The organism is Pseudomonas sp. RAC1, assembly GCF_030658255.1.
Taxonomy (GTDB): Bacteria; Pseudomonadota; Gammaproteobacteria; order Pseudomonadales; family Pseudomonadaceae; genus Aquipseudomonas; species Aquipseudomonas boreofloridensis.
Map to the genome: position 1 here is coordinate 1 of NZ_JAUTXS020000037.1, position 25,295 is coordinate 25,295.

A 25,295-nucleotide genomic window follows, 5' to 3' on the forward strand; every position below is an offset into this window, starting at 1 on the left:
CGGACGCAGACGCTTGACCAAGCGCGGCTGCTCAGAAGTGCGCCGACTCTTGCACAACGCCGCCATGTCCGCTAGCAAGACCGAGGCTTGGAAGGAGGTCTATGAACATTATCGGAGTACAGGTAAGGCAACCACTCAGGCCCTGGTCATCCTGGCCCGAAAGCTGGCCAGAATTGCATTCGCCTTGATGAAGACTCAAGGCGAATACGTGAGCAAAGGCGGCAAAAAGCATTGCCCACAACCATAGAATCTCCTACAAGCGATTGAGCGGCGCCCGCGCACAGCGATGAATACCAGGCCACCTCTTCTATGCATATTCCAAAGCGTTAGTTCATAAAGGTTTTATAAGCGCATAAGGTATATCCACCGGACCACCGGACCCGCACTCATCCGTCGCGATCAGCTGCACGCGATGCATTCACTTCGTGAGGTTCAGGAATGGTCAGCCACACTCTCTCCCCGCTCGGGGCGTCGAGTGCCGCCAGGGAGCGGCACTGATGTCCAGCCAAGCCAGCAGTCAATCGAACCACGAGACCGACAGCATGCCGCGGCTGCTGCCGGCGGCGATCCTGCGCGACGACGCCCAGGCGCTGCAGGCCGCCCGCGAACTGGCCGACACCGCCAGGACTCAGGCCGCGCAGCGCGATCAGCAGCGCCAGTTGCCGTGGGCCGAAATCGAACAGTTCACCCGCTCGGGCCTGGGCAGCATCAGCGTGCCCAAAGCGTTCGGCGGCCCCGGCGTATCCTTTGTCACCCTCGCCGAAGTGTTCCGCCTGATCAGCGCCGCCGACCCGGCCCTGGGACAGATCCCGCAGAACCAGTTCGGTCTGCTGCAGTTGCTGCGCGACACCGCCACTCCGGCGCAGCAGGCCCGCCTCTACCGCTCGGTGCTGGACGGCTGGCGCATCGGCAACGCCGGTCCCGAGCGCAACACGCAGAACACCCTCACCCTCAAGGCACGCCTGACCCGCGACGGTAGCGGCTATCGCCTCAGCGGCGAGAAGTTCTACTCCACTGGCGCCTTGTTCGCCCATTGGGTGTCGGTCAAGGCGCTGGACGACGAAGGCCGCCAGCGCCTGGCCTTCGTGCGCCGCGGCAGCCCCGGCCTGCGCATCGTCGACGACTGGTCCGGCTTTGGCCAGCGCACCACCGCCAGCGGCACGGTGCTGCTCGAGCATGTCGCGGTGGAGGCGGACCTGGTGATCGACAACTGGCGCCAGAGCGAGCGCCCGAACATCCAGGGCGCCGCCTCGCAGTTGATCCAGGCCGCCATCGACGCCGGTATTGCCGAAGCGGCCATCGACGACGCCATCGACTTCGTGCGCCACAAGTCGCGGCCCTGGATCGACGCCAAGGTCGAGCGCGCCAGCGATGACCTCTACGTGATCGCCGACATCGGCCGTCTCAAGCTCGACCTGCACGCCGCCGAGGCGCTGTTGCGCAAAGCCGCACAGGTGCTGGACGAGGTCGATGCAGGGCCGGTGGATGCCGCCGCCGCGGCCCGTGCCTCCATCGCTGTGGCCGAAGCCAAGGTGTTGACCACCGAGATCGCGCTGCTGGCCAGCGAGAAGCTGCTGGAACTGGCTGGCAGCCGCGCCACCCTGGCCGAGTTCAACCTCGACCGCCACTGGCGCAACGCGCGGGTGCATACCCTGCACGACCCAGTGCGCTGGAAGTATCACGCGGTCGGCGCCTACTACCTCAACGGCACGCTGCCTGCGCGGCATTCCTGGATCTGATTGCTCGCCGAGGGCTGCTTTGGCGGCCCTCCGCCCCGGAGCCCCCCCCATGACGACATCCCTGATCACCAGCGACGCCCAGGCCCTGGCCGTCGCCGAAGACCTCGCCCGCCACCTGCAAGGCGGCAGTGCCCTGCGCGACCGCGAACGGCGCCTGCCCCACGCCGAGCTGGAGCTGTTCACCCGCTCCGGCCTGTGGGCCATCAGCGTGCCCAAGGCCTACGGCGGCGCGCAGGTGTCCAACGTCACCCTGGCCAAGGTCATCGCCCGCATCGCCCAGGCCGACAGCTCGCTCGGGCAGATTCCGCAGAATCACTTCTATGCCCTCGAAGTGCTGCGGGTGAACGGCAGCGCTGCGCAGCAGCAGCGCCTCTACGCCGAGGTGCTCGGCGGGCGACGCTTCGGCAACGCCCTGGCCGAACTCGGCACGCGCACCGCCCACGACCGCACCACGCGCCTGACCCGCGACGGCGACGGCTACCGCATCGACGGGCGCAAGTTCTACGCCACCGGGGCGCTCTACGCCCAGCGCATCCCCACCTCGGTGATCGACGACGACGGCGTGCAGCAACTGGCGTTCGTCCCCGCCGACAGCCCTGGCGTGCAGGTGATCGACGACTGGAGCGGCTTCGGCCAGCGCACCACCGGCAGCGGCTCGGTACTGTTCGAGAACGTTCGCGTCGAGGCCCAGGACATCGTGCCGTTCCAGTCCGCCTTCGAACGGCCGACCCCGGTGGGACCGCTGGCGCAGATCCTCCACGCCGCCATCGACACCGGCATCGCCCGCGCCGCTGTCGAAGACGCCCTGGCCTTCGTCCGTCAGCACAGCCGCCCATGGATCGACTCCGGCGTCGATCAGGCCTCGGCCGACCCGCTCACCCTGAATGCCTTCGGCCGCCTGAACATTCGCCTGCATGCCGCCGAAGCCCTGCTGGAACGGGCTGGCGAAACCCTCGACCGGGCCCAGCGTGACGCCAATGCCGACTCGGTGGCCGCCGCCTCCATTGCGGTCGCCGAGGCGCGGGCGATCAGCACCGAGATTTCCCTGGCGGCCGGCAGCACCCTGTTCGAGCTGGCCGGCAGCCGCGCCACCCTGGCCGAGCACAACCTCGACCGCCACTGGCGCAACGCGCGGGTGCACACCCTGCACGATCCGGTGCGCTGGAAGTACCACGCCATCGGCAACTACTACCTGAACCGCGAAAACCCGCCGTTGCGAGGGACGATCTGATGCCCAGGCAGATCCTGCTCAACGCCTTCAACATGAACTGCGTCGGCCACATCAACCACGGCCTGTGGACCCATCCACGGGACACCTCGACCCGCTACAAGGACATCGAGTACTGGACCGACCTGGCGCGCCTGCTCGAACGCGGGCTGTTCGACGGCCTGTTCATCGCCGATATCGTCGGCACCTATGATGTCTATGGCCGCTCGCTGGACGTCACCCTCAAGGAGTCGATCCAGCTACCGGTCAACGACCCGCTGCTACTGGTCTCGGCCATGGCCGCCGTGACCCGCCACCTGGGCTTCGGCCTCACCGCCAACCTCACCTACGAGCCGCCGTACCTGTTCGCCCGTCGCCTGTCCACCCTCGACCACCTGAGCAAGGGCCGCGTGGGCTGGAACATCGTCACCGGCTACCTGGACAGTGCCGCCCGCGCCATGGGCCTGGCGCAACAGCCCGAACACGACCGGCGCTACGACCAGGCCGACGAGTATCTGGAGGTGCTGTACCAGTTGCTCGAAGGGAGCTGGGCCGACGATGCGGTGGTCGCCGACCGTCAGCGGCGCGTCTATGCGCAGCCTGAACGGGTGCGCAAGGTCGAGCACCACGGCGAGTTCTACAAGGTCGACGGCTACCACCTGTGCGAGCCCTCACCGCAGCGCACGCCGGTGCTGTTCCAGGCCGGCAGTTCCAGCCGGGGCCTGAGCTTCGCCGGGCAGCATGCCGAATGCGTGTTCATCGGTGGCCAGACCCACGCCGGCACCCGCGCCCAGGTCGACAAGGTGCGCGCCGCGGCCCAGGCAGCGGGCCGCGATGCGCAGGCGATCAAGGTGTTCATGGGCATCAGCGTGATCGTTGCCGCCACCGAGGCCGAAGCGCGCGCCAAGCACGCCGAGTATCTGCGCCATGCCAGCGCCGAGGCCGGGGTGGCGCACTTCGCGGCCTCCACGGGCATCGACTTCGCCGCGTTCGACCTTGACGAGCCGATCCACGCCGGCCCGGGCAACGCCATCCAGTCGGCCAACAAGATACTTCAGGACAGCACCTGGACCCGCCGCCGTCTGTTGCAGCAGCACGCCCTGGGCGGGCGCTACGTGACCCTGGTGGGCTCGCCCGAGCAGGTCGCCGAACAGTTGATCGGCTGGATCGACGAGACCGGCCTGGATGGCTTCAACCTGACCCGCACCGTCACCCCGGAAAGCTACGAGGACTTCATCGAGCTGGTGATTCCCGAGCTGCAACGTCGCGGTCGCTACAAGACCGCCTATGTCGACGGCACCTTGCGCCAGAAGCTGTTCGCCAGCCCCAGCGCGCACCTGCCGGCCGATCACCCCGGCAGCCGCCATCGCTTCCCCGACCCTGTCCCGACCGGAGCCCTGCACCATGCTTGAGAAACTCTACCGGCCCGCCGTGGCCCTGCTGCTCAGCCTGGGCCTGTCCAGCGCCGCCCTGGCCGAGCCGCCGCTGAAGATCGGCACCACCGCCGCGTTCGCCATCCCCCTGGAAGCGGCGGTCGAAGAAGCGCACAAACAAGGGCTCGAGGTGAAGCTGATCGAATTCAGCGACTGGATCGCGCCCAACGTCAGCCTCAACAGCGGCGACATCGACGTGAACTACTTCCAGCACATCCCCTTCCTGGAAAACGCCAAGGCCGCCGCCGGCTTCGACCTGGTGCCCTACGCACCGGGCATCATCAACAACGTCGGGCTGTACTCCAAGCGCTACAAGCGCTTCGCCGACCTGCCCGACGGCGCCAGCGTGGCCATCGCCAACGACCCGATCAACAGCGGACGCGGCCTGCAATTGCTGGCCAAGGCCGGGTTGATCAGCCTCAAGCCGGGCGTGGGCTACAAGGCCACCGAAGCCGACATCGTCGACAACCCGAAAAAGCTCAAGATCATTCAGGTCGAGGCCGTGCAACTGGTGCGCGCCTACGACGATGCCGACCTGGTGCAGGGCTACCCGGCCTACATCCGCCTGGCCAACAGTTTCGACGCCACCTCGGCGCTGCTGTTCGACGGCCTGGAGAACAAGGAATACGTGATCCAGTTCGTGATCCGTCCGCAGAGCAAGAACGATCCACGCCTGGCCAAGTTCGTCGATATCTACCAGCATTCGCCGGCCGTGCGCGCCGCCCTGGACAAGGCCCATGGCAGCCTGTACCAGGCCGGCTGGGAGGGTTGAGATGAGCAGCGCCAACGCCCTGCGGGCGCCCCTGGCTCCCCGCGAACCTGCCCGGGCGCGCGAGCACGCGCTGCGCCCGGACGTGAACCAGGCCCACGTGCGCTTCATCGGCCTGGCCAAGACCTACCCCGGCCAGCGCCAGCCGGCGCTGCACGGCATCGACCTGAACATCCGCCGTGGCGAGATCTTCGGCATCATCGGCCGCAGCGGCGCCGGCAAGTCGTCGCTGCTGCGCACCATCAACCGCCTGGAGCAACCCAGCCATGGGCGCGTGCTGATCGACCAGGTGGACATTGCACCGTTCGACGAAACGCAACTGGTGGCGCTGCGCCGACGCATCGGCATGATCTTCCAGCACTTCAACCTGATGTCGGCCAAGACCGTGTTCCAGAACGTCGAGCTGCCGCTGAAAGTGGCCGGCGTGGCCAAGGCCGAGCGCCAGCGCAAGGTTCGCGAGCTGTTGGAGCTGGTGGGGCTGGAACAGAAACATGGGGTGTATCCGGCGCAGTTGTCGGGCGGGCAGAAGCAGCGCGTCGGCATCGCCCGCGCCCTGGTGCACGACCCGCAGATTCTGCTGTGCGACGAGGCCACCTCGGCACTGGACCCGGAGACCACCGCTGCGATCCTCGACCTGCTGCGCGACATCAACCAGCGCCTGGGCCTGACCATCGTGCTGATCACCCACGAAATGGCGGTGATCCGCGAGATCTGCCACCGCGTGGTGGTGCTCGAGCGCGGCGAGGCGGTCGAGCAGGGCGAGGTCTGGCAGGTGTTCGGCACACCGCGCCATGCCGTCACCCGCAGCCTGCTCGCGCCTCTGCAAGCCAAGCTGCCGGAGAGCTTGCAGCGCACGCTGCAGGCCCGACCCGGCCACCCCGAAGCGGCCGTGGTGCTGCGCCTGCACGTACTCGGCGAACCGGACTTGACGGCGCTGTGGCATGACCTGGGCGGGCGCGTGACCCTGCTGCAGGGCGGCGTCGACACCCTCGGCAGCCAGGTCCTGGGCCAGTTGATACTGGCCGTGCGTGGCTCGCCGCACAGCGCGGCGCAACTGCTCGAGCGCGCCCGGCGCTGGACGACCGACGTGGAGGTGCTTGGCCATGTGGACTGAACGCTTGCTGCAAGGCCTGCTCGACACCCTGCTGATGGTCGGCGTGTCTTCCTTGATCGCGTTGCTGGTGGGCATTCCGCTGGCGGTGCTGCTGGTCACCAGCGACAAGGGCGGCATCTATCAGGCGCCCCTGCTCAACCGCGTGCTGGGCGGCTTCGTCAACCTGTTCCGCTCGGTGCCATTCCTGATCCTGATGGTGGCGCTGATCCCCTTCACCCGCCTGATCGTCGGCACCACCTACGGCGTATGGGCTGCCGTGGTGCCGCTGACCATCGCGGCCACGCCGTTCTTCGCGCGCATCGCCGAGGTGAGCCTGCGTGAAGTGGACCATGGCCTGATCGAAGCGGCCCAGGCCATGGGCTGCCGGCGCTGGCACATCGTCTGGCACGTATTGCTGCCCGAAGCGCTGCCCGGCATCGTCGGCGGCTTCACCATCACCCTGGTGACGCTGATCAACTCCTCGGCCATGGCCGGTGCCATCGGCGCCGGGGGCCTGGGCGACATCGCCTATCGCTATGGCTACCAGCGCTTCGACAGCCAGATCATGCTCACGGTGATCGTCATGCTGGTGGCGTTGGTGGCGGTGATTCAGTTGGGCGGGGATCGCCTGGCCAGGGGGTTGAACAAGCGCTGAGGGGCCGTGATTGGAGGCGGGTCAGAACGAATTGTCTTTTCGATTCAAGAGTGAGTGCGCGAGCGCACGACCTCGTCACCCCCAGATCAACGCCTGCGGCGCCACCGGCCGACCGAACCAGTAGCCCTGCCCCAGGTCGCACTGCTGCTCCAGCAGAAAGCGCGCCTGTTCGGCCTGCTCGATGCCCTCGGCATGCACCTGCATGCCCATGCTGCGCGCCAGGGCGATGATCACCCGAACGATGGCCACGTCGTCGTCATCCTGCGGCAAGCCGGCGACGAAACCTTGGTCGATCTTGAGCTTCTGCACCGGCAGGCGCTTGAGGCGCAGCAACGACGAATAGCCGGTGCCGAAATCGTCGATCGCCAGGCGCAGGCCCAGTTCGCGCAGGCGGTGCAGTTGCTGCATGGCCACCTCCGGGTCCTCCATCACCGCGCTCTCGGTGACTTCCAGCTCCAGCAGCGCCGGGTCCAGGCCGGTGTCGTGCAGCACCTCGGCGACTTGACGATAGAGTTCGCGCTGGCCGAACAGCCGGCTCGACAGGTTCACCGCAACGAAGCTCAGCGCGCGCCCTTCGGCCTGCCACTGGACCATCTGCCGGCAGGCTTGAAGCAGCACCCAGGCGTCGATATCGGCGATCAGGCCGGTGCGCTCGGCAATCGGGATGAACTCGCCCGGCGGCACCAGGCCGCGCTCGGGATGCTGCCAGCGCACCAGCGCCTCGACGCCGACCAGGGTGCCGGTCAGCAGGTCGTGAACCGGCTGGTAGAACACCCGCAGTTCCTCCTGGGCCAAGGCGCGGCGCAACTCGCCGGCGGTCTCGACGCGGTGCTGGGCGTGGGCGGTCAGCTCTTCGGTGTACAGCGCATAGCAGGCACGACCATTGTTCTTGGCCTTGAACAGCGCCGAGTCGGCATTGCGCAGCAGTTGCTCGGCGCTCTGTGCATCGCTGGGGAACAGGCTGATGCCGATGCTGGCGCTGATGAACAGGCGCTGGTCCTCGACCTCGAACGGCTCGTGCAGACGCTCGATCAGGCACTGCGCGGTGCTCGCGGCCTGGGCCACCTGCTGGCCGCCTTCGAGCAGCACGGCGAACTCGTCGCCGCCCAGCCGCGCCAGGGTCACACCGGCGCCGACCTGATCGCGCAGGCGGTCGCCCACCAGCTTGAGCAACTGGTCGCCCACGGCATGGCCGAGGCTGTCGTTGATGCTCTGGAAGTGATCGAGGTCCAGCAGCAACAGGGCGCAGCCGCGCTTGTTCGACTGCGCGGCGGTCAGCGCCTGTTCGGCACGGTCGCTGAACAGCAGACGATTGGGCAGGCCGGTGAGCGGGTCGTGGTGGGCCAGGTAGGTCAGTTCTTCCTCGGAATGCTTGATCGCGCTGATGTCGCTGAACACTGCGACGTAATGACTGAGCGCGCCTGCGTCGTCGCGAATGGCGCAGATGGTCTGCCACTGCGGGTAGATTTCACCGCTCTTGCGCCGGTTCCAGATCTCGCCGCTCCATTCGCCACAGGCTTCCAGGGTGTCGTAGATCTGCTTGTAGAACGCCGCGTCGTGGCGGCCTGACTTGAACTTGTTAGGGCGCTGGCCGAGTACTTCGTCCTGCTGGTAGCCGGTGATGCGCATGAAGGCGCGATTGACGTGCACGATCAAACCGTTACGGTCGGTCACCAGCACGCCTTCGAGGGTGCTGTCGAACACGGCGGCGGCCATGCGCAGGCGCTCGCGGTCTTCGCTGCGCAAACGCGCACCGACGCCGATGAAGTTCAGCAGGCGCACCCGCGAGACGAAGATCAGGCCGGCGCTGAGCAACACCCAGACCACCAGGTTGATCTGTCGGCCGACGGTCAGGGCCAGGTCGTCGTCGGTCATGCCACGCAACACCACCTCCGACAGGGCCAGCCAGAGGAACGACAACACAACGTAGAGCGCAGCCATGCGCAAGGCGTCGCGAACAGAAACAGACATGTCGGGCGTATCGGTCCTGGGAAAATGATGGCGCAGTATAAATGCTGAAACATGCCGTGACTTTAATTCCGGGCTCATTAATAAGTCGTGTTTCGCGCCGACGCCTCCCGGCTGGCCTGCCTTTGCGGCCTGGCCGGTGGCCAGCACCAGACCGATGGCACGCCTGCCCGGCGACGCTCGACTGGTTTTATTTCCCCGCCCAGGGATAATGCGCCCGTTGTCCACCCTACTCTCGAGGGCTTTTCCAACCATGTGGCATAACGGTCTACTCGACCTCTCGGCCTGGCAACTGGTCGCGGTCACCTTGCTGATGACTCATGTGACCATCGTCAGCGTCACCATCTATCTGCATCGCTATTCCGCGCACCGCTCCCTGGAGCTCAACGCCGGACTCAAGCACTTCTTCCGCTTCTGGCTGTGGCTGACCACGGCGCAGAACACCCGCGAGTGGACCGCCATCCACCGCAAGCATCACGCCAAATGCGAAACCCCCGACGACCCGCACAGCCCGGTGCACAAGGGCCTGGGCACCGTGCTGCGCAAGGGCGCGGAGCTGTACCGCGAGGAGGCCCGCAACCCGGACACCTTGCGCATCTACGGCAAGAACTGCCCGGACGACTGGATCGAGCGCAACCTGTATTCGCGGTACAAGCTCGGCGGTATCGCCCTGATGGCGGTGATCGACCTGGCGTTGTTCGGCACCATCGGCATCACCCTCTGGGCCATCCAGATGATGTGGATTCCGTTCTGGGCCGCTGGCGTGGTCAACGGCCTGGGCCATGCGGTGGGCTACCGCAACTTCGAGTGCCGCGACGCCGCCACCAACCTGGTGCCCTGGGGCATCATCATCGGCGGCGAGGAACTGCACAACAATCACCACACCTACCCCAATTCGGCCAAGCTGTCGGTGCGCCGCTGGGAGTTCGACATGGGCTGGATGTGGATTCGCCTACTGTGCCTGCTGCGCCTGGCCAAGGTGCAGCGCGTGGCGCCCATCGCCCATCGGGTCGAGGGCAAGGCGTCGCTGGACATGGACACCGCCATGGCGATCCTCAACAACCGTTTCCAGATCATGGCCCAATACCGCAAGCTGGTGATCGCCCCGCTGGTCAAGCAGGAACTGAACAAGGTCGATGCCTCGATGCGCCACCAGTTCCGCCGTGCCAAGCGCCTGTTGTCGCGTGAACCCAGCCTGCTGCAGGACCGCCATCACCTGCGCATCGAGTCGATGCTCGAACACAGCCAGGCGTTGAAAACCATCTACGAGAAACGCCTGGCTCTGCAGCACATCTGGGCACGCACCAGCGCCAACGGCCACGACATGCTGGCGGCGATCAAAGACTGGGTACAGGAGGCCGAGGCCAGTGGCATCCAGTCGCTGCGCGACTTCGCCGCTCAGCTCAAGACCTACTCCCTGCGCCCCGGCGTCGCCTGACCGCCGTTGATCGGCGTGCCCCCGTTCGGGGCACGCCCTCCGGAACTTCACCCCCTGCCTCGACTCGAAATCGGATCATCGCCCGCGTGGCGGGCTGTCTGGCGGCCGCACGCCCTCTCGTCGAGAACCGATCCGTGCTCATGGCCAAAGAACGTCCCTCTTCGCACACCGGCAACCCCCGTCCCGAAGCCGCTCAGATGCTTCTGGCCCTGCTGCATGCCCAAGGCGAAGTGGCGCGCCTGAGCGAACGCGAACAACTGTTCAGTTCGTTGCTCGACAGCGTCAACGCGGTGCTCTGGGCCTTCGATTGGGAAAAGCGTCAGGTGCTCTATATCAGCCCCGCCTACGAGCGCATCTACGGACGCTCCGCGAGCCTGCTGATGGCCGACTTCAACGAATGGCGCGATGCGATCCACCCGGACGATCTCGACTACGCCGAGCGCAGCCTGGCCCAAGTGCTGGTCAAAGGCACGGTCGAGGACCGCGAGTACCGCATCGTCAACGGCCAGGGCGAAGTGCGCTGGCTCAGCGACAAGTGCTACATCAACCAGCAGCGCGAGGGCGAGCGGGTGATCATCGTCGGCATCGCCGAGGACATCACCGAAAAGAAGCACCTGGAAGGCGAACTCAAGCGCCTGGCCACCACCGATGTGCTGACCCAGAGCAGCAACCGCCGGCACTTCTTCGAATGCGCCCGCCAGGCCTTCAACCGCGCCCGCGACAACGGCACGCCGCTGGCCTTCCTGCTGCTGGACATCGACGACTTCAAGCTGATCAACGACAGTTATGGCCACCCCGAGGGCGACCAGGTGCTGCAGCGCATCGCCGACAGCGGCAAGACCATCCTGCGCCGGGGCGACCTGTTCGGCCGCATCGGCGGCGAGGAGTTCGCCGCCGTGTTCCCCGGCTGCAGCGCCGAGGTGGCCGCACAGATCGCCGAACGCCTGCAACGGGAAATCGAACGCCTGGCCTTCAGCCATGGCGAGCAGCGCTACAGCGTCACCATCAGCCAGGGCCTGACTGCACTTTCAGCCCAGGACACCGACCTGGACAGCCTGTTCAGCCGCGCCGATGCGGCGATGTACCAGGCCAAGCGGGAGGGGAAGAATCGGATTGTGTGTGGGTAGGAGAGCACGCTGGCGCCGCGCTACGGAAAAAACTCATCGCTCCTGATAGCGGTCATGGGCACGTGTCCTTCGACGATTTACGGCCCGAGTCCAGAATCTCGATTGGCTACGATAAAGCCCCGCACACAACAAAACCGACACGCCTAAAAACAGTCAGCGCTCTATGTGCTGATCGTCACCACGAGCCTTACCCTGACTTCCGATTGAATAACCGCGACCAGAATCCTCGACGCTCCTCGGGTTGCGCTTCCAGGCTCTGCTGCGCTGGCAGCGGCTCGGGGTGGAGCAACGCTTGGGGATAGTGCTCCTGCCCTAGACATAGCCTGTCGTCGAGTCCAAACGCCTTCACCGCTGCAACTGCCTCCACGCACCAGCGGCCGAAATAGGCTCCCCCCTCAAAGTTTTCATCGCCGTAGCGGTACCAATAAGGGTGCTTGAATGCCGTTGCCTGCTTACCCACACCTGAGCGCGCCCCTGCACCGACTTCGCCATACCAATGTTGAACGAAATCCAACAATGCAGACGCTCGTTGGTCAGGCTGGTCATCAATCGCCTTGAGCAAGCGGGCATAGGGTTTGGGATAAAGCAGCACATCACCTATACGCCGTTGCGGGGAGCGGGAGGCGATGATTCGGTCCAACAGATGGTCTTCGCCCTCATTCCCTACGAGTGTGAGCAATTGCTCCCACTGCTGGTCTGGTATTTCCAGAGCCAATGCCAAGCCGACCAGCCAGAAGCAAACGATGTAGTGGTCGTAATTAACCCGCCAGGCGTTGCGCGTGTACTGCTCATCCTCGTTCCACTGCTCAGCCCCCAGTCGCTTGGAGCGGTCCCAGGCGTCGAGCAAGCCGGGAAAGTAGGCGGTCATTTGCGCCACTGCATTTCCCGCTGAATAGAGTCTCAGCATCTGATGCAAGTGCTTCTGCATCAATGTGAAAAGGTACTGTGGCTCATAGCTGGGGTCGCCAGGAGGGGTATCGACGTTTGCCCTGGCCTTGAGAAGATATTCTTCGCTATAAGCCACCCACTCCTGCCAGTAGTCCTGACCGCCCAAAGGTGACCGCACCATCATTTGCTCCCCAGTAATTTCGACGTGGCGACAGGATCGGGAACGTATCTACCCGCTTTATCCAACACCCCTACACTGACTCTACCGAACGGATCAGTGTGCACAAGCCATTTCTCCACACGCCCTGCCCTCAAGGCGTCGTTGATGCCGTCAGCAACTCGCGCGTTGCCGTTCACGGACTCTAATATGCGGTTGTAGTTCGTGTTACCACCCTGCAACCAACTATCACTCATCTGCATCCCATCACGAGTGTTTTTCAACGTCGAGGCGCCAAACTTATACTCAACGATCAGATAATCCACACCAGGTTTGTTGACCTTGTACAAATCATCAATACCCGTCTGCCCAATGTCTGGTGCGCGACCAATTTTCTGAGCACCCGGGACTGCCTGCTGGATCCGCTCACCCCCCATCAGGTCGCCAATAATACTTTTCTGCGCATTAGTCAGGGAGCGGAAGTCCATGATGGGCGTCCCATTCGGGTTGAATTGCCCACCTTTTGCGAGCAGCTTTTCGAAGCGCCCAAGACCCGCCATGTTTTCCAGGCTATTGGTCGCCAATTTGATGCCGACATTCGCTAGCTTGACTCCACCTTTGGCGACACCACCGACCCCAGTAACAACGCTGCCCACCTGCCACACCAATTCACCCAGGTCACGCCCCAACTCGAAAGCCTTTTCATCCCCGCCCTTCTCCAGCGCCTCGGCCATGCGGTCGATCTTCTGGTCCAGGGCGGCGATCACATCGTCGCCAAACTGCTGGCGCGCTGCCGGATCGTCGATCAGTTGCTTCATGCCTTGCAGCCCCTGGATCGGGTGCATGACGAACTGGGCCAGGCCCTTGATATCGTCGAAGCCAGCGCCCACCAGGCCAGCGCCGATACCGCTCTGGGTCAACAGGTCCTGCTTCTTGCTGATGTAGGCCCACTTGCCCAGCACTTTCAGCTCGGCAATACGCCCATCGGCCTCCTTCAGTTCCTTCCTGGCCTGCACCAACTGCTGCGTCGCCAACCAGTTGTTATCCACAGCCCCGGAGGCCGCCGCAGTGGCCGTGGCGGCGTCCAGGTTCGAGGTGGCGGCGAGCCCGGTGACCAGGCTGACGATCAGGTTGCGCTTGGCCTCGCGCTCGCGTTCGCTCTCGTTCGGACTGGCTTCGGAGAACAGCCCGGTCAGCAGGCTCGACGCCGCCGCGCCAGCGGCCCCGCTGCCGCAGCTCTGGCTGCTGGCGGCAGCACCGGCGCAGGCCAGGATGCCATGCAGTGCGGCGTGCAGCGGGGTGCCTTCGACCAAGGTGCCCTTGGCCACCAGGTCGCCGATGTAGCCAGCGCCCTGCTGCTGCACGTAGTTGACCACCATGCCCTGGAGGAAGGCGCCGTTGCTGGCGCTGATATTGCCGCTGGCGGCCGCCACCAACGCCGTGGTGATCTGCCGGTAGGTGCCGCCGGCGCCCCAGTTGCCGGCGATGCCGTCGGCTTCGTTGCGCAGGTTTTGCGCACGGGTGCGCAAGGCCAGCGCGGCGGTGGGGTCTGCGGCCTTGTCCGCTTGGGCCTCGGCCTCTTCGGCGGCTTTGCGCTTGGCATCGACCTCCTTGGCCTTGTTCGCCAGCAAGGTACCGGCCTCGTTGGCGAAGGCCTGGACGATCTCGAAGCCCGAGCGGATCTGCTCTTCGTCGAAGATCGGCTTGAGTGCATTGCTGCCGTCACGCTCGCTGGACACCTCGCGGTCCAGGCCCGCCAGGGTCTGCTCGGCGCTCTGACCGCTGCGCTCGCGCTGGGCGGCTTCGTCGGTGATCAGGATCGAAGCGCCGCTGATGCCGCTGCGGGTCACGCTGCTGGCGCTGTCGCTCGCGCTGATGGCGATCGGCAGGCTGGCGCCCAGTTCGCGCTCGTTGGTCGGGATCTCGGTGCCTGGCGTGATGCTGCCACCGGTCTGCACGTTGCCCTGCTGGTCCTTGCCGATCTCGTTGAAGCCACCGCCGACGTTGAAGGTGCTGGCGTCGTACTCGGCCTTGTTGCGGATATCGCTGCTGGTCAGGCTGCCGGTGACCAGACGGTTGCGGCCCTCGGCCACGGCCTGCTCGCTGCTGGCGATCACCGCGCCCTTGAGGTCGGTGTTGCCGCCCACGCGGACGTCGAACCCGCCGTCGCCGGCCTTGATCCCGGACTGCTCGGTGACGCTGGCGAAGTCCGAATCCATGTCGGTACCGCCGAAGTTGGCGCTGGCCCCGCTGATCGAACTCATGCCCACGCAGAACGGCGGAATGCACAGGCTGACGCCGAAGCCCATGCTCTTCTCGTCGACCTTGAAGGTGTCGGTGTCCTGCAGGCTTTCGATGTTCAGGTCACCGCCGACATCGGCCATCACTTCCCGCCCGCTGACCACCGCACCGCGCAGGTTGCTGTCGCCACCGGACACCAGGGTGGCGCGGTTGCCAGCCTCGACCACGGCGTTGCGGTGGGTGAGCGTCTCACCGTCGGCCTCGCCACGGTTGCCGTTGACCCCGACGTCCAGGGTGAAGCCGTTGCGCGTGCCGCCCAACGACAGGCCGATGCCGACACTGGCGCTGCTGCCCTTGCTGTCGCTGTCCAACTGGCTGGTGTTGCGGGCGGCCAGCAGGTTGATGTCGCCGTCGGCGGCCAGCGTGGCATCGCGACCAGCGCGGATCTCGCTGCCCTGCACCGTGATGTCGCTGTCGGCCCCGGCGCCTGTGGCACGCAGGCGCACGTCGTTGCCCGCCACCACCTTGGAGCCGGCCGCGGTGTCGCTGTGCTGTTCGGTGGTGCTCTGCTGTTTCTTGGTGCCCAGCGACAGGCTGATGTTGACCCCGCCCGCCGCGCCCGGATCCTGCGCCACCGCCGTGGCCGCGTTGTTCACCGCCAGCGCGGCCGTGGAAGCGGCCAGCACCTGCATGCGCCCGTCCTCGGTCTTGTTGGCCGCCCGCTGCATCTGCTGGGTGGTCTGGATCGCACTGATCACCGGGTTGGTGATGGTCACGGTGAAGCCGGTCTGCTTGAACAGCGTTTCGCGGGTGCGGTCGGTGGTTTCCCGAGCCTCGGTAATGGCGATCTGTTGAGCCAGGATGTCCACGTCGCCCTTGGGCGCCATGACGTCGCTGCCAACCTGACGATACTGGCGTCCGGCCTCGATCAGCACATCGCCCTCGGTGCTGCCCACCGTGCTGGCGCGCGCGGTTTCACGGGTGGTGAGGTCCTTGACGCTCTGCTGCTGGGTGCCGATGGTCAGCGCCAGACCGCCGCCGCTGAACAGGCCGCTCTTCTTCACCGATTTGTCATGGCGCTCGCTGCTGCTCTGGCTGGCCGCCTCGACGTCGATATCGCGATCGGCCACCAGCACGGTCTGCTGGGTCGACACCACGTCGCTGCCACGCACCTCGATATCGCGCCCGGCCTGCAGGTAGGTCTGCTCGGCGCTGACGGTGCTGCCCTGGGCCTGGGTCTGGCTGACGGTGTCGCGCAGGGTGGTGGTCTTGCTGGAGAACAGCCCGCTCTTGCCCTTGAACTTGTGGGCTTCGTTGGCGAATTGGTACTGCTCGGCGGCGCTCAGGCTGATGTCGCGCCCGGCCTCGGCCATCACCATGCCCTGGTCGCTGGCCACCGTCGCGCCACGCGCGGCGATGTCCTGCCCGGCCTTGATGCGCAGATCGCCGGTACTCTGTACCGTGCTGCCCACTTCGCCGCGACTGGCCTCGTTGCGCCAGTTGCTGGCGTTCCAGTTGATCGCCTGCTGGTGCTGCTCGGCGATAGTGCTCAGGTTGACGTCACGCCCAGCCTCGAGCTGACTGACGCCACCGGCGCCGGCATTGACCACCTGGGCGCCCAGCAGGTTGAGGTCGCGACTGGCGGCCACGCGCATGGCGCCGCCTTCACCGCTGACGAACAGGCCGGCGACCCGCGAGACATTGCTGCGACTGCCTTGCTCGCTGCTGCTGTCGCGGGTCAGGGAGCGCACGTTGATGTCCTGGCCAGCTTCGATCGCCAGGCTGTCGGTGGCGCCGATCAGGCCGCCGAGGTTGTTCAGGTTGTCGCGGGTCTTGAGCGCGACGTTGTTGCCCTGGATGCGCCCACCGAGGTTGTCGATGTTCTGGGCGGTCAGCGCCACCACGCTGCGCCCACCCAGGCTGCCGCTGTTGAGCAGGTCGCCGGAGAGGTCCAGACGCAGTTGCTGACCGGCGATCAAGGCGCCGTTGCCGTCGAGATCGCCGTCGCGCACCCGCACGTAGACCTGCGGCACCAGCACCTGGCGCGTCTGGCCGTTGGCCAAGGTGACGTCGCGCGACACCAGCCAGACGATATCGCTGGTCAGTTGGGCCATCTGCTCGGCGGTCAGGGCCACGCCTGGCACCAGGTTCCAGGTGTCGGCGACGGTCACTGCGTTGTCGATCAAGGCGCGGTACTGCGCTTCGTCGTTGGCGAAGCCGTCGAGGAAACGCCGCCCGGTGAGCTGGGCGATCTGCTCGCGGATCAGCTTCTGCTCGTAGAAGCCATCGCCCAGGCGCTGCTGGGTCTGCGCCGGATCGACCTGCAGGCGGTCGAGCATGTAGTCCGACGACAGCCAGTTGCGGTAGCTGGTGAAGCGCGGATCGCTCTCGATCAAATAGCCGCGCACGGCATCGGGGTTGGTCTGGAACAGGCTGTTGCTCGGCAGCGCCAGGTTCAGCCCACCGCTGCGCACCTGGTCGGCGACACCCTGGCCGTCAGCCAGCTTGACCGAGACCACCGCGCCGACACGGTACTGCTCGGCGACCGGGGTATCGACCGCGCCCACCGTGGCCACCTGCTGGCCGACCTGCTGCTGGTCGCGCCCGGCGATCTGCGTGCCGCTGCCGTTGATGGTGGCGTGCTCGCCGTACTCGGTCGGCGTCAGGTCGATGTCCTGGATCAGCGGCGCCGGGCGGTAAGCCGCGACGTTGGTGCCCTGGCGGTCGCGCCCTTTGCGCTGGATGCGGTAGAAGTTGGTGGCCGTCCCCGCATCGGTGGTCACCCGCCGACCATCCACTTCGGTGTTGGTCACCTGCGCCGCGCCAGCCTGCAACAGGCCACCGGCGAGGATGCGGCTCTTGTCGTTGAACACCGTATCGCCGCTGAAGGTCAGGTCGCCCCCGGCGAGGATCTGGCCTGGCGCGGAAGTGGCGATGCGGGTCTCGCTGACACTGCGGGTGTAGTCGTAGCGGTTGAAGTTGTCGCGGGTGCCTTCGGGCGTATTGAGGTGGTCCACTTCGTCGTTGTAGACGGAAATCTGGTCCGGCCGGTAGCGATTCGGCGAGCCGCTGAGCTGGTACTCGCGCAACTGCTCGGTGCTCACCAGCACCTCGGTGGTGCTGAAATGCTCGTTGGTGTTGCGCAGCTCGCCCACCGCCAGGCGCAGGTCGCCCAAGGCTTCGAGGGTGGCGCTGGCGTTGCTGAGCAGCGTGGCGCGGCCGCTGGCATGGTCGTCGCTGTCCAGCGCGCCGCCGATGGCCAGGTCGCCAGCACTGAAGATCAGCGCCTGCTCGCGGTTGTCCAGTTGCTGGCTGCCGATGTCGAGTTGCTCGCGGGCGGCGATGGTGGCCGCGCGATCATGCTCGTCGCGGTTGACCACGCTGCGGCTGGTGATGGCCAGGCGGTCGCCGTACACGCGCCCGGTGCCGAGGTTGAACAGTTCATCGGCCTGCACGCGCACCTGCTGGCCGTCGATCAGGCCACGGTTGGTCAACTGGCCACTGAGGCGCAGATCGACCTGGGTCGCCGACAGCTCGCCCTCGGCGCGGTTGTCCAACTGCGCGGCGCGCAGGCTCAGGGCTTTGCCGGCCAGCAGCTTGCCGCTGTTGTTCAATTGCCCGCCAACCTCCAGCGTCAGCGTGCCGTTGGCCTGCACCTGACCGGCCAGGGTCAGGTCGCCCTGCTGTTGCAGCAGCAGATCGCCCAGGCTCAACGCCCGGCCGCTGCCACTGAAATAGGCGACGTTCATCGCCAGCAGACGCCCAGCGATCAGCGTGCCGCTGCCGTTTTCCAGCCGCAGCCGCGACTGCGCCGTGTCACGGTCGGCCAGGCGCAGTTCGCCGCCGGCCGACACCAGGCCCTTGTCGTTGTCCAGGGTGCCTGCCAGGCCCAGGTCGATGGCCTGATCCGCGCGCAGGGCGCCTTCGCGGTTGTCCAGCGCGTCGGCGCGCAGCAGCAGGGATTGTGCTTCGATGCCTTTGTCGGTGACGGCCGTGGCGCGGTTGTCCACCTGGGCGGTCTGCACGCTGAGCTGCCCGGCACTGCGCAGCAGGCCGTCGCGGTTGTCGAGTGCGGCGCGCAGCGTCAATTGCAGGTCGCCGCGGGCCTGCATGTTGCCGCCCTGGTTGTCCAACTGCTCGCCCTGCACCTGCACCTGACGCTCGCCGACCACCTCGCCGCGGTTTTCCAGCACGGGGGCGACCAACAGCACATTGCCTTTACCGGCGATGAAACCACGATCATTGAGCAAGTGGCCGCTGCGCAGCTCGACCGCGTCCTGGCCGACGATGCCTTTGTCGCTGCCGGAATTGGCGTTGTGCAGGGCCTGGCTGCCGGTGTCGATGAACAGGCGGCCACCGGCCTGGATCAGGCCGGCACTGTTGCGCAGTTCGCCACTGCGCACGTCGAGCGTGGCGCCGGCGTCGAGGGTGCCGCCGTCGTTGTCGAAGGTCTGCCGGCGGCTGTCGAGCGACAGTTGGCCCGCGCTCAGGGTGCCCTGGCGGTTGTCCACACCGTTGGCCGCGACCTGGACCAGGCCTGCGGCTTCGATACGGCCGCCCGCGTTCAGCAGGGTGCCGTCGGTGACGTCCAGGCGCACGCTGCCGGCGACCGAGCCCAAGGTGCCCCCGGTGTTGTCCAACTGGCCGGCGATGATCTGCATGGCCTGGGTGGCGGCAATGGTGCCGGCAAGGTTATCCACACGGTCGCTGCGCAGGTCGAGGGTGCCACCTGCGCTGAGGGTGCCGCCGTCGTTGCGCACTGCGGTCGCGGCGATGTCCAGGCTGCCGCCTGCGGCCAGCGTGCCGCCGCGATTGTCCAGTTGCGTGGCGTTGCGCACCTGCAAGGCGCCGCCCTGGGTGGCGATCACAGTGGCGTTGCGGGTATCGAGCTGAGGGCTGTCCAGGGTCACCTGGCGGCCCTGGGCCTGGCCCTGGGCGAGCACGGCCTTCTGCGCGCTGATCTGCAGCGCACCATTGCTGGCCAAAGTGCCAGCGGTGCCGTCGATTTCGCGGGCGCGTACGTCCAACTGGCCGCTGCCGGCATGCTCGACCTTGCCCTGGCGGTTGTTCAGGGTGCTGCTGTCGAGGCTGAGGTTGCGCGCGCTGCTGGCGATGCGACCGTCACTGTTGTCGAGGTTGTCGCGGACCTTGATCCGACTGTCGGCAGTGCCGGTCTGAACCAGCTCCCCGCCCTGGTTGCTCAAGCCGACCGCATCGACCTGCAACTGGCCGACGTTGACCTGCGCACGATCGCTGCGCAGCGTGCCACCCGTGCTGGCCTGCAACGCGCCGGGGCTGTCGAGGGTGCTGTCGCTGAGGTCCAGGTCGCCCTTGTCTGCGCTCAGCGCCAGCGTGGCGCCTTGGGTCTGGCTGTGGCGCAGGTCCAACGTGCCAGCCTTGAGATCGACCGCGCCGCTGGCGTGGTTCTGGCCGTTGGCGGCGATCTGCTGCGCCTGGACCTGCAAGGTGGCGTTGCCGCTGGATACACCTTGCGTATCGACACCGGCCGCCAGCAGGCCGTCGCGGGCGCTGTCGAGCTTGGCCGCCTGGATGCGCACATCGCCTTGGGCCGCCACGGTGCCGGTGTTATCCACAGCCCCGGCCGTGCTCACCTGCACCGCCCCCTTGGCGTAGACGCTGCCACGGTTATCCACACCGCCGCCGGTAGCCAAACCGGTGTCGGCGACACTGCTGATGGCACCCTGGTTGATCAGTCGTCCGTCGGCGGTGACGGTCACTTCACCGGCCATGGCGCCGATCTGCCCGGCGTTGCGCACGCCGACGCCCGCTTCGGTGCCCACCAGCTTGATCTTGCCGGCATACATGCCGCCCAGCTCGGCGACGTCGATGGCCACCTCGGGCTTGGCGCTGCCGTCATCGGCCAGGGCGCTGGCCTGGCTGTTGTCGGCACTCACCTGGTTGCGACCGGTGGTGACCTTGAGGTCGTTCGCCCAGACCCCGGCGTTGACCTGCACGGTTCGGGCGATCAGGTCGGTGTAGTCGCTGTCGCGGGCATCCAGGCCCTTGCCGGTGATGGTCAGGGTACCGCCTTCGACGCGGTAGCCGACGATGCGCCCGTCTTCGAGCTGGGCGCGGCCAGTGGTCAGGGTGGAGCGGTCGGCGTTGATGAAGCCGCAGCCGTCGCACGTGATACCGGCCGGGTTGGCGATCACCACTTCGGCGCGTTGTCCGGCCACCTCGACATAGCCGCGCAACTGGCTGGGATTGCTGGCGTTGACCTCGTTGAGGATGACCCGCGCGCTGCCGTTGCCCAGGTAGGGGTTGCCCTCGATCCAGCCACCGAGCTGGGTCTGGGCATTGTTGCCGGCGTTGTTGAGGATGGCGCCGCGCGAGTCGACGTCGAACTGGCTGTACTGGTTGCGCGAGACCCCGGCCGCGCTCGGTGTCTGGATGTTCACCTGCGGCGTGCCGTTGGCGCTTTCGATGACCATCGGCCGTTGCCCGCCGGGCGCGCCGGGGTCGGCGACGATACCGTTGGCCCAGGCCGGTGCCACGCCGAGGCTGATCAGCCCCAGCGCGCCCATCAGCGCGAAGCGCAGGCCGCCGAGGGTGACCACGCACGACGCGTCGGCGTGACTGGCGGCCTCACGAGTGCCCGGCGCCTTGCCCTGGCAGCTGACGTTCTCGGCCACGACCATGAGCAGGCCACGGGCCTTGTTGAAGATGACGCGGTGCAGATGCTTGTTCATGCAAGTCCCTTTGCTGGCGACTCAGGCGCCGGTGGCCAGTGGATGAGCGGCGAACCAGGCGCGCGCCTGTTCGGGGATCACGCCGATGCCGTGAAATGTCTTGATCTTCAAACCGCGCTGCTCGCCCTTGTGATACAGCGCACGGGCGCAGCGGTCGGGAAACACGCGGCTGAGCAGCAGGCGGCTGAGCACCGCCGTGTGGCCAAACGGGGCGATCCAGTCGTTGACCCAGAGGCGCTCGCCGCTGTGCCAGTCGTCCGGGTCCATTTCCACCGGGGAGCGGGTCAGGTAGCGCCGTTCGGCCTCCTCGCTCAGGCTCAGCCACGACAGGTAGAACACGGGTTTGCCGTGCTCGCTGCCGAGCACGAACTGGCGCTGCTTGAGCGCCGGCAGCAGCAGGCTCGACAGGGTGTGCAGCGGCGCATCGCGATGCGCCTCGGACTGCATCCACAACCAGGTGGCGCAACCCAGCACCGTGGCCTCGTTCCACGGCTCGTCAAAGACGGCCGGGGCGGTGATCTCGAACGTGTCCAGACGCATGGCGTGACCTCAGAACGACAGGGCGACCGTGAAGGCGCTGGTGAAGTGGGCGGTGTCGAAGCCGTCAGGTTTTTTCAGCGGCGTGCCCCATGACCAGTCGTAGGTCAGGTTGCGGTAGCCGCCGCGCACGCCGACCACTGCGCCGGCCAGGCGGCGACCCACCAGGTAGTCGGCGGCGTTGCCCCCCACCTCGCCATAGTCGATACCGGCGTAGGCTTCCTGGCCGCTGTTGCCCAAGGCCAGGCCCAGTTCGTTGCTCAGGGTCCAGCCACGGTCGCCGGAGAGAATGTTCTCGCCATCGAAGCCGCGCACCGAGTAGCGGGTGCCGATGGTGAAGCGGTCCTGGGGCACCAGTTCGGTACGGTTCCACTGTGCACGCCAGGCGCCGATGTAGCGCAGGCGCTGGTCCTGGACGGTGAACGGCACTTGCAGTTGGGCGTCGGCGAGGATGATCTTGGCGCGCGCGCTGCCATCGCCGAAGGCTTCTTCGGGCGCGGCCAGGGCGCCGTGCGCGCCGGTGCCGCGTCGATAGCTCAGGCCCAGGTCGAGGGTGGAGGCGCCGATGAATTCGCGGTGACCGACACCGGCCTGCCAGCCGGCCATGCGCCGGTGCTGCTGCTCGATCTGCGTGTCGTCGATGAAGTTGTCCGACGAGCGCGTCCACAGGCTGCTCCATAGCGTGGTCTTGCGCACTGCATCGCGGTACACCAGGCGCGACAGGCGCAACTCGTTGTTGCGGCTTTCGCCCCGGTAGCTGAAGTTCTGGTTCACGCCCGCGACGGTCTGGTGATAGTCGTACTCGCTGGTAGTGAAGGCCAACTGCCAATAACCGAACGGCACCGAGTAATGCAGGGTGTGGCCCTTGGTGCCCTTGCTGCCGGACTCGCCGCCGCCCAGGTCGTGGTTGAAGCTGGCGTAGAACAGGTCGTTGAGCGACAGCGGGTTGTCCAGCGACAAGGCCACTGCGCCCTGATACTTGCCGGTGGTCTTGCTGCCGCTGTTGTCCACCGACAGGCTCAGGCGGGCCGGGAAGCGCTGGCGCCAGGCAATGATCACATCGCTTTCACCGGGCTTGGCGTCCTGGGCGCTGGCCGGGGCGATGCGGATGTCGGCATCGGCGGTGGGCACACGCTTGAAGTTCTCCAGGCCCTGCTCGATGTCGCGCAGGTTGAGCAGGTCGCCAGGCCGGGCCGGCAGCGCGTTCCAGGCATTGGCGCGGCTGCTGGTGGCGGCGTCGAAGCGAATCTGGCCGATGCGTCCGGGCAATAGGGTCAAGACCAGGATGCCGCTGTTGAGGTCCTGGGCTTCGGCGAGCACGCGGGTGGTGACGAAGCCTTTCTCGATGATCGCGTTCTGCACGCGCTTCATGGTCAGGTTCAGTCCGCCTGCCCCCAGGCACTGGCCCAGCGCCGGATCATGCGCGGGGTTGGCCGCGCGCAAGGCCCACTGAAACTGCTCGGCGGCGTCGCCGATCAGGCGGATCTGCTGGATGCGAAAGCACGGGGTTTCGTTTTGCGGCAGGCGCCCGGTGGCGCCCTCGGCAGGCGCCGCTTCCAGGCGCACGTCGGGGCGGGTATCGAGTTGCTCGCGCAGCACCCGCTCACGCTCACGCTGGCGCTGCAGTTCTTCTTCGGGACCGGCCGCCACGGACGTCTGAGTGGCGAGCAGGCCCGCGAGCAATAGCCAGGCGGATGACAGGCAGTGAGCAGCGGTGACGCGCGAGACGCGCGCAACCAACGCCGAACGACGGGCGAGTGGCAGCATGGCACATCCTTGTGGGCCGAAGATCAGGTAAGAAGGGGCGCCGTGCAGGGAAGGAATGAAGCGCGGTCAGCCGAGCGTTGAGACGGGGAATTAGTCGGAAAGTTGCGACCGTTCGTAGGAATAGTCCTACAAAGCGCGAATCTGTGAACGGGATCGCGAAACGCACGGCGTATTTCGTCGTGCGTTCATCAGTGCTGGGCGGATCAGGCGGTGGGGGGCGTATCCGTCTCCTCGCCCGACACCGCTGGCGGTTGCGACGCGGGTTCTGAATCGGTCGCTTGTTCGGTCAGAGGCGCGTCCGGCACGGCCCCAACGGCCGGTGCCGCGGGCGGCTCGCGCAGACGGTTGAGCTCCGGCAGGCCGAGCTTGAGCAGGCGCGCGGTCTTGCTGCTGGCGACCTTGGCGTTGTTCTGCGAAGCCGGCAGGCGCGACAGTTGCCCGGCCAGGTTCATCGCCAGGATCTCCCGCGAATACACACCGCCGCCCAATTGGTAGATAGCTGCGATCAGTTCGCGCAGGTCCAGCGGCAGGCGCCAGCGGGTGCGCAAGGCCGAGCCGAACGGCGCGCCGAATTCGTTGAGCGACAGTTGCACCTGATCTTCGTCCAGCTCGCCCCCGGCCAGCCGCCACTCCTGCAAGGTGCGCAGCACCGCCAGATCGCCCAGGCAATGCAGCAGGCCGGCGCAGTAGCAGCGCTCCGGGTCGAGGTCGAGCTGTTGCGCCAGGGTGCGGCCGTAGTCGGCGGTGCGCAGCGAGAGGTTCCAGAAATGCGCCGCGTGGTGGGTCAGCAGCGGATCGCTCAGGCGCGCGCTGCGTTTGAGGGTCAGCCCCAGCACCAGGTTCATGCTCTGGGTGCTGCCCAATTGGTTGAGCGCCTGAAGCAGCGTCTGCACCGGTTTCTCGCGGTGCAGGGCGGCGCTGTTGGCGGCGGCGATGAGCACGGCGGTGATCTGCGGATCAGTGCGGATGTCTTCCTCCAGCACGCGCAGGTCCAGGCCCTGCGGGCTCAGTGCACGCTTGACCGCCGCCTGCACGTCCGCGAGCAGCGGACCGCCGTCGGCGCTGGCGCGGCGTTGCTCGAGGAACGCCGGCAGGCGAGCGCCGGGCTGCAGCGGCGGCACCGGGCAGGCGATCTGCTCGCCCACTTCCAGCAGCAGGTTTTCCAGACGCTTGCGCAGGTTGTCCAGGTTCAGCGGCTTGCTCAGGTAGGCGGTAGGGTGCAGTGGCAGCGCTTCCTTGACGCTGGCGCTGTCGTTGCGCTCGCTCATGAGAATGAATGGCAGCGCGGCCTGTTCGCGCCGGCCACGCACCCTGCGCAGCAGATCGAGGCCATCGAGGCCCACCAGCTCGCGGGCGGCGATGATCAGGTCGGGCTTGCTGGACAAGGCGTTCAGCGCCTGGGAGCCGTCGGCGCAGACTTCCAGGCGCGCGTCGCAGCGCACGCTCAGCAGCATCTCGCGCAGCATGTCGCGAACCCAGGGGTCGCTTTCGGCGATCAGCACGCGCGGTGGAAGGGGATCTGCAGCATTCATGGGCAACTCCTGGCAATCAGTGACGCACGATCCT

At 66.5% G+C, this 25,295-nt stretch carries 15 protein-coding genes; 9 read left to right on the forward strand and 6 right to left on the reverse strand.

What is annotated here, in order from left to right; genetic code table 11:
• The 7 genes from Q7C30_RS15800 to Q7C30_RS15830 form a co-directional block, all read left to right on the forward strand.
• Window positions 1–247: transposase (locus tag Q7C30_RS15800; RefSeq protein WP_317870508.1), on the forward strand; the 247-nt coding region annotated here is incomplete at its 5' end.
• 250 nt (window positions 248–497) lie between these two features.
• Entirely contained in the window at window positions 498–1,739 is a 1,242-nt protein-coding gene (locus Q7C30_RS15805) for an SfnB family sulfur acquisition oxidoreductase (RefSeq protein ID WP_317872068.1), read from the forward strand.
• Window positions 1,740–1,788: 49 nt separating this feature from the next.
• On the forward strand, window positions 1,789–2,970 hold the full coding sequence (locus tag Q7C30_RS15810; protein WP_317872069.1) for an SfnB family sulfur acquisition oxidoreductase: 1,182 nt from the start codon (window positions 1,789–1,791) through the stop codon (window positions 2,968–2,970).
• Window positions 2,970–4,358: an LLM class flavin-dependent oxidoreductase gene (locus Q7C30_RS15815; protein WP_317872070.1), complete on the forward strand. Its 1,389-nt coding sequence runs from the start codon at window positions 2,970–2,972 to the stop codon at window positions 4,356–4,358. The genes Q7C30_RS15810 and Q7C30_RS15815 overlap by 1 nt, the downstream gene beginning before the upstream one ends.
• Window positions 4,351–5,151: a MetQ/NlpA family ABC transporter substrate-binding protein gene (locus Q7C30_RS15820; protein ID WP_317872071.1), complete on the forward strand. Its 801-nt coding sequence runs from the start codon at window positions 4,351–4,353 to the stop codon at window positions 5,149–5,151. The genes Q7C30_RS15815 and Q7C30_RS15820 overlap by 8 nt, the downstream gene beginning before the upstream one ends.
• A gap of 1 nt (window position 5,152) precedes the next feature.
• Window positions 5,153–6,262: a methionine ABC transporter ATP-binding protein gene (locus tag Q7C30_RS15825; protein ID WP_317872072.1), complete on the forward strand. Its 1,110-nt coding sequence runs from the start codon at window positions 5,153–5,155 to the stop codon at window positions 6,260–6,262.
• A complete protein-coding gene (locus Q7C30_RS15830; protein ID WP_039581473.1) occupies window positions 6,252–6,896 on the forward strand; it encodes a methionine ABC transporter permease in 645 nt (214 codons plus the stop codon). The genes Q7C30_RS15825 and Q7C30_RS15830 overlap by 11 nt, the downstream gene beginning before the upstream one ends.
• 75 nt (window positions 6,897–6,971) lie before the next feature.
• On the opposite strand, the gene dibA is transcribed toward Q7C30_RS15830, so the two are convergent.
• Window positions 6,972–8,867, reverse strand: a complete 1,896-nt coding sequence (dibA, locus tag Q7C30_RS15835; RefSeq protein ID WP_317872073.1) for a phosphodiesterase DibA — start codon at window positions 8,865–8,867, stop codon at window positions 6,972–6,974.
• Between the two features lie 250 nt (window positions 8,868–9,117).
• Here dibA and desA point away from each other — a divergent pair, with 250 nt between their 5' ends.
• Both desA and Q7C30_RS15845 read left to right on the forward strand, forming a co-directional pair.
• Entirely contained in the window at window positions 9,118–10,302 is a 1,185-nt protein-coding gene (desA, locus tag Q7C30_RS15840; RefSeq protein ID WP_317872074.1) for a delta-9 fatty acid desaturase DesA, read from the forward strand.
• A 98-nt stretch (window positions 10,303–10,400) separates the two neighbouring features.
• Window positions 10,401–11,429, forward strand: a complete 1,029-nt coding sequence (locus Q7C30_RS15845; protein WP_317872228.1) for a sensor domain-containing diguanylate cyclase — start codon at window positions 10,401–10,403, stop codon at window positions 11,427–11,429.
• A 187-nt stretch (window positions 11,430–11,616) separates the two neighbouring features.
• Here the strand turns inward: Q7C30_RS15845 and Q7C30_RS15850 are convergent, their stop codons facing one another.
• From Q7C30_RS15850 to Q7C30_RS15870, 5 genes are all read right to left on the reverse strand, one after another.
• Complete coding sequence (locus Q7C30_RS15850; protein WP_317872075.1) at window positions 11,617–12,498, reverse strand: PoNe immunity protein domain-containing protein; 882 nt, start codon at window positions 12,496–12,498, stop codon at window positions 11,617–11,619.
• Complete coding sequence (locus Q7C30_RS15855; RefSeq protein WP_317872076.1) at window positions 12,498–21,425, reverse strand: hemagglutinin repeat-containing protein; 8,928 nt, start codon at window positions 21,423–21,425, stop codon at window positions 12,498–12,500. The genes Q7C30_RS15850 and Q7C30_RS15855 overlap by 1 nt, the downstream gene beginning before the upstream one ends.
• A gap of 21 nt (window positions 21,426–21,446) precedes the next feature.
• Window positions 21,447–21,965, reverse strand: coding sequence for a toxin-activating lysine-acyltransferase (locus Q7C30_RS15860; protein ID WP_029614153.1), 519 nt, complete (start codon window positions 21,963–21,965; stop codon window positions 21,447–21,449).
• Window positions 21,966–21,974: 9 nt separating this feature from the next.
• Window positions 21,975–23,729, reverse strand: coding sequence for a ShlB/FhaC/HecB family hemolysin secretion/activation protein (locus Q7C30_RS15865; protein ID WP_295481248.1), 1,755 nt, complete (start codon window positions 23,727–23,729; stop codon window positions 21,975–21,977).
• Window positions 23,730–23,932: 203 nt separating this feature from the next.
• Window positions 23,933–25,261 carry an HDOD domain-containing protein gene (locus Q7C30_RS15870; protein ID WP_317872077.1) on the reverse strand — a complete coding sequence of 443 codons (1,329 nt, stop codon included), beginning with the start codon at window positions 25,259–25,261 and terminating at the stop codon, window positions 23,933–23,935.
• Between the last annotated feature and the right edge of the window lie 34 nt (window positions 25,262–25,295).

Bases quoted from the DNA above. Each gene is read 5' to 3' on its own strand.
- Q7C30_RS15830 (WP_039581473.1), top strand. From the start codon at position 6,252: ATGTGGACTGAACGCTTGCTGCAAGGCCTGCTCGACACCCTGCTGATG.
- Q7C30_RS15810 (WP_317872069.1), top strand. From the start codon at position 1,789: ATGACGACATCCCTGATCACCAGCGACGCCCAGGCCCTGGCCGTCGCC.
- Q7C30_RS15850 (WP_317872075.1), bottom strand. From the start codon at position 12,498: ATGGTGCGGTCACCTTTGGGCGGTCAGGACTACTGGCAGGAGTGGGTG.
- Q7C30_RS15855 (WP_317872076.1), bottom strand. From the start codon at position 21,425: ATGAACAAGCATCTGCACCGCGTCATCTTCAACAAGGCCCGTGGCCTG.
- Q7C30_RS15825 (WP_317872072.1), top strand. From the start codon at position 5,153: ATGAGCAGCGCCAACGCCCTGCGGGCGCCCCTGGCTCCCCGCGAACCT.
- dibA (WP_317872073.1), bottom strand. From the start codon at position 8,867: ATGTCTGTTTCTGTTCGCGACGCCTTGCGCATGGCTGCGCTCTACGTT.
- Q7C30_RS15870 (WP_317872077.1), bottom strand. From the start codon at position 25,261: ATGAATGCTGCAGATCCCCTTCCACCGCGCGTGCTGATCGCCGAAAGC.
- desA (WP_317872074.1), top strand. From the start codon at position 9,118: ATGTGGCATAACGGTCTACTCGACCTCTCGGCCTGGCAACTGGTCGCG.
- Q7C30_RS15820 (WP_317872071.1), top strand. From the start codon at position 4,351: ATGCTTGAGAAACTCTACCGGCCCGCCGTGGCCCTGCTGCTCAGCCTG.
- Q7C30_RS15860 (WP_029614153.1), bottom strand. From the start codon at position 21,965: ATGCGTCTGGACACGTTCGAGATCACCGCCCCGGCCGTCTTTGACGAG.
- Q7C30_RS15815 (WP_317872070.1), top strand. From the start codon at position 2,970: ATGCCCAGGCAGATCCTGCTCAACGCCTTCAACATGAACTGCGTCGGC.
- Q7C30_RS15865 (WP_295481248.1), bottom strand. From the start codon at position 23,729: ATGCTGCCACTCGCCCGTCGTTCGGCGTTGGTTGCGCGCGTCTCGCGC.
- Q7C30_RS15805 (WP_317872068.1), top strand. From the start codon at position 498: ATGTCCAGCCAAGCCAGCAGTCAATCGAACCACGAGACCGACAGCATG.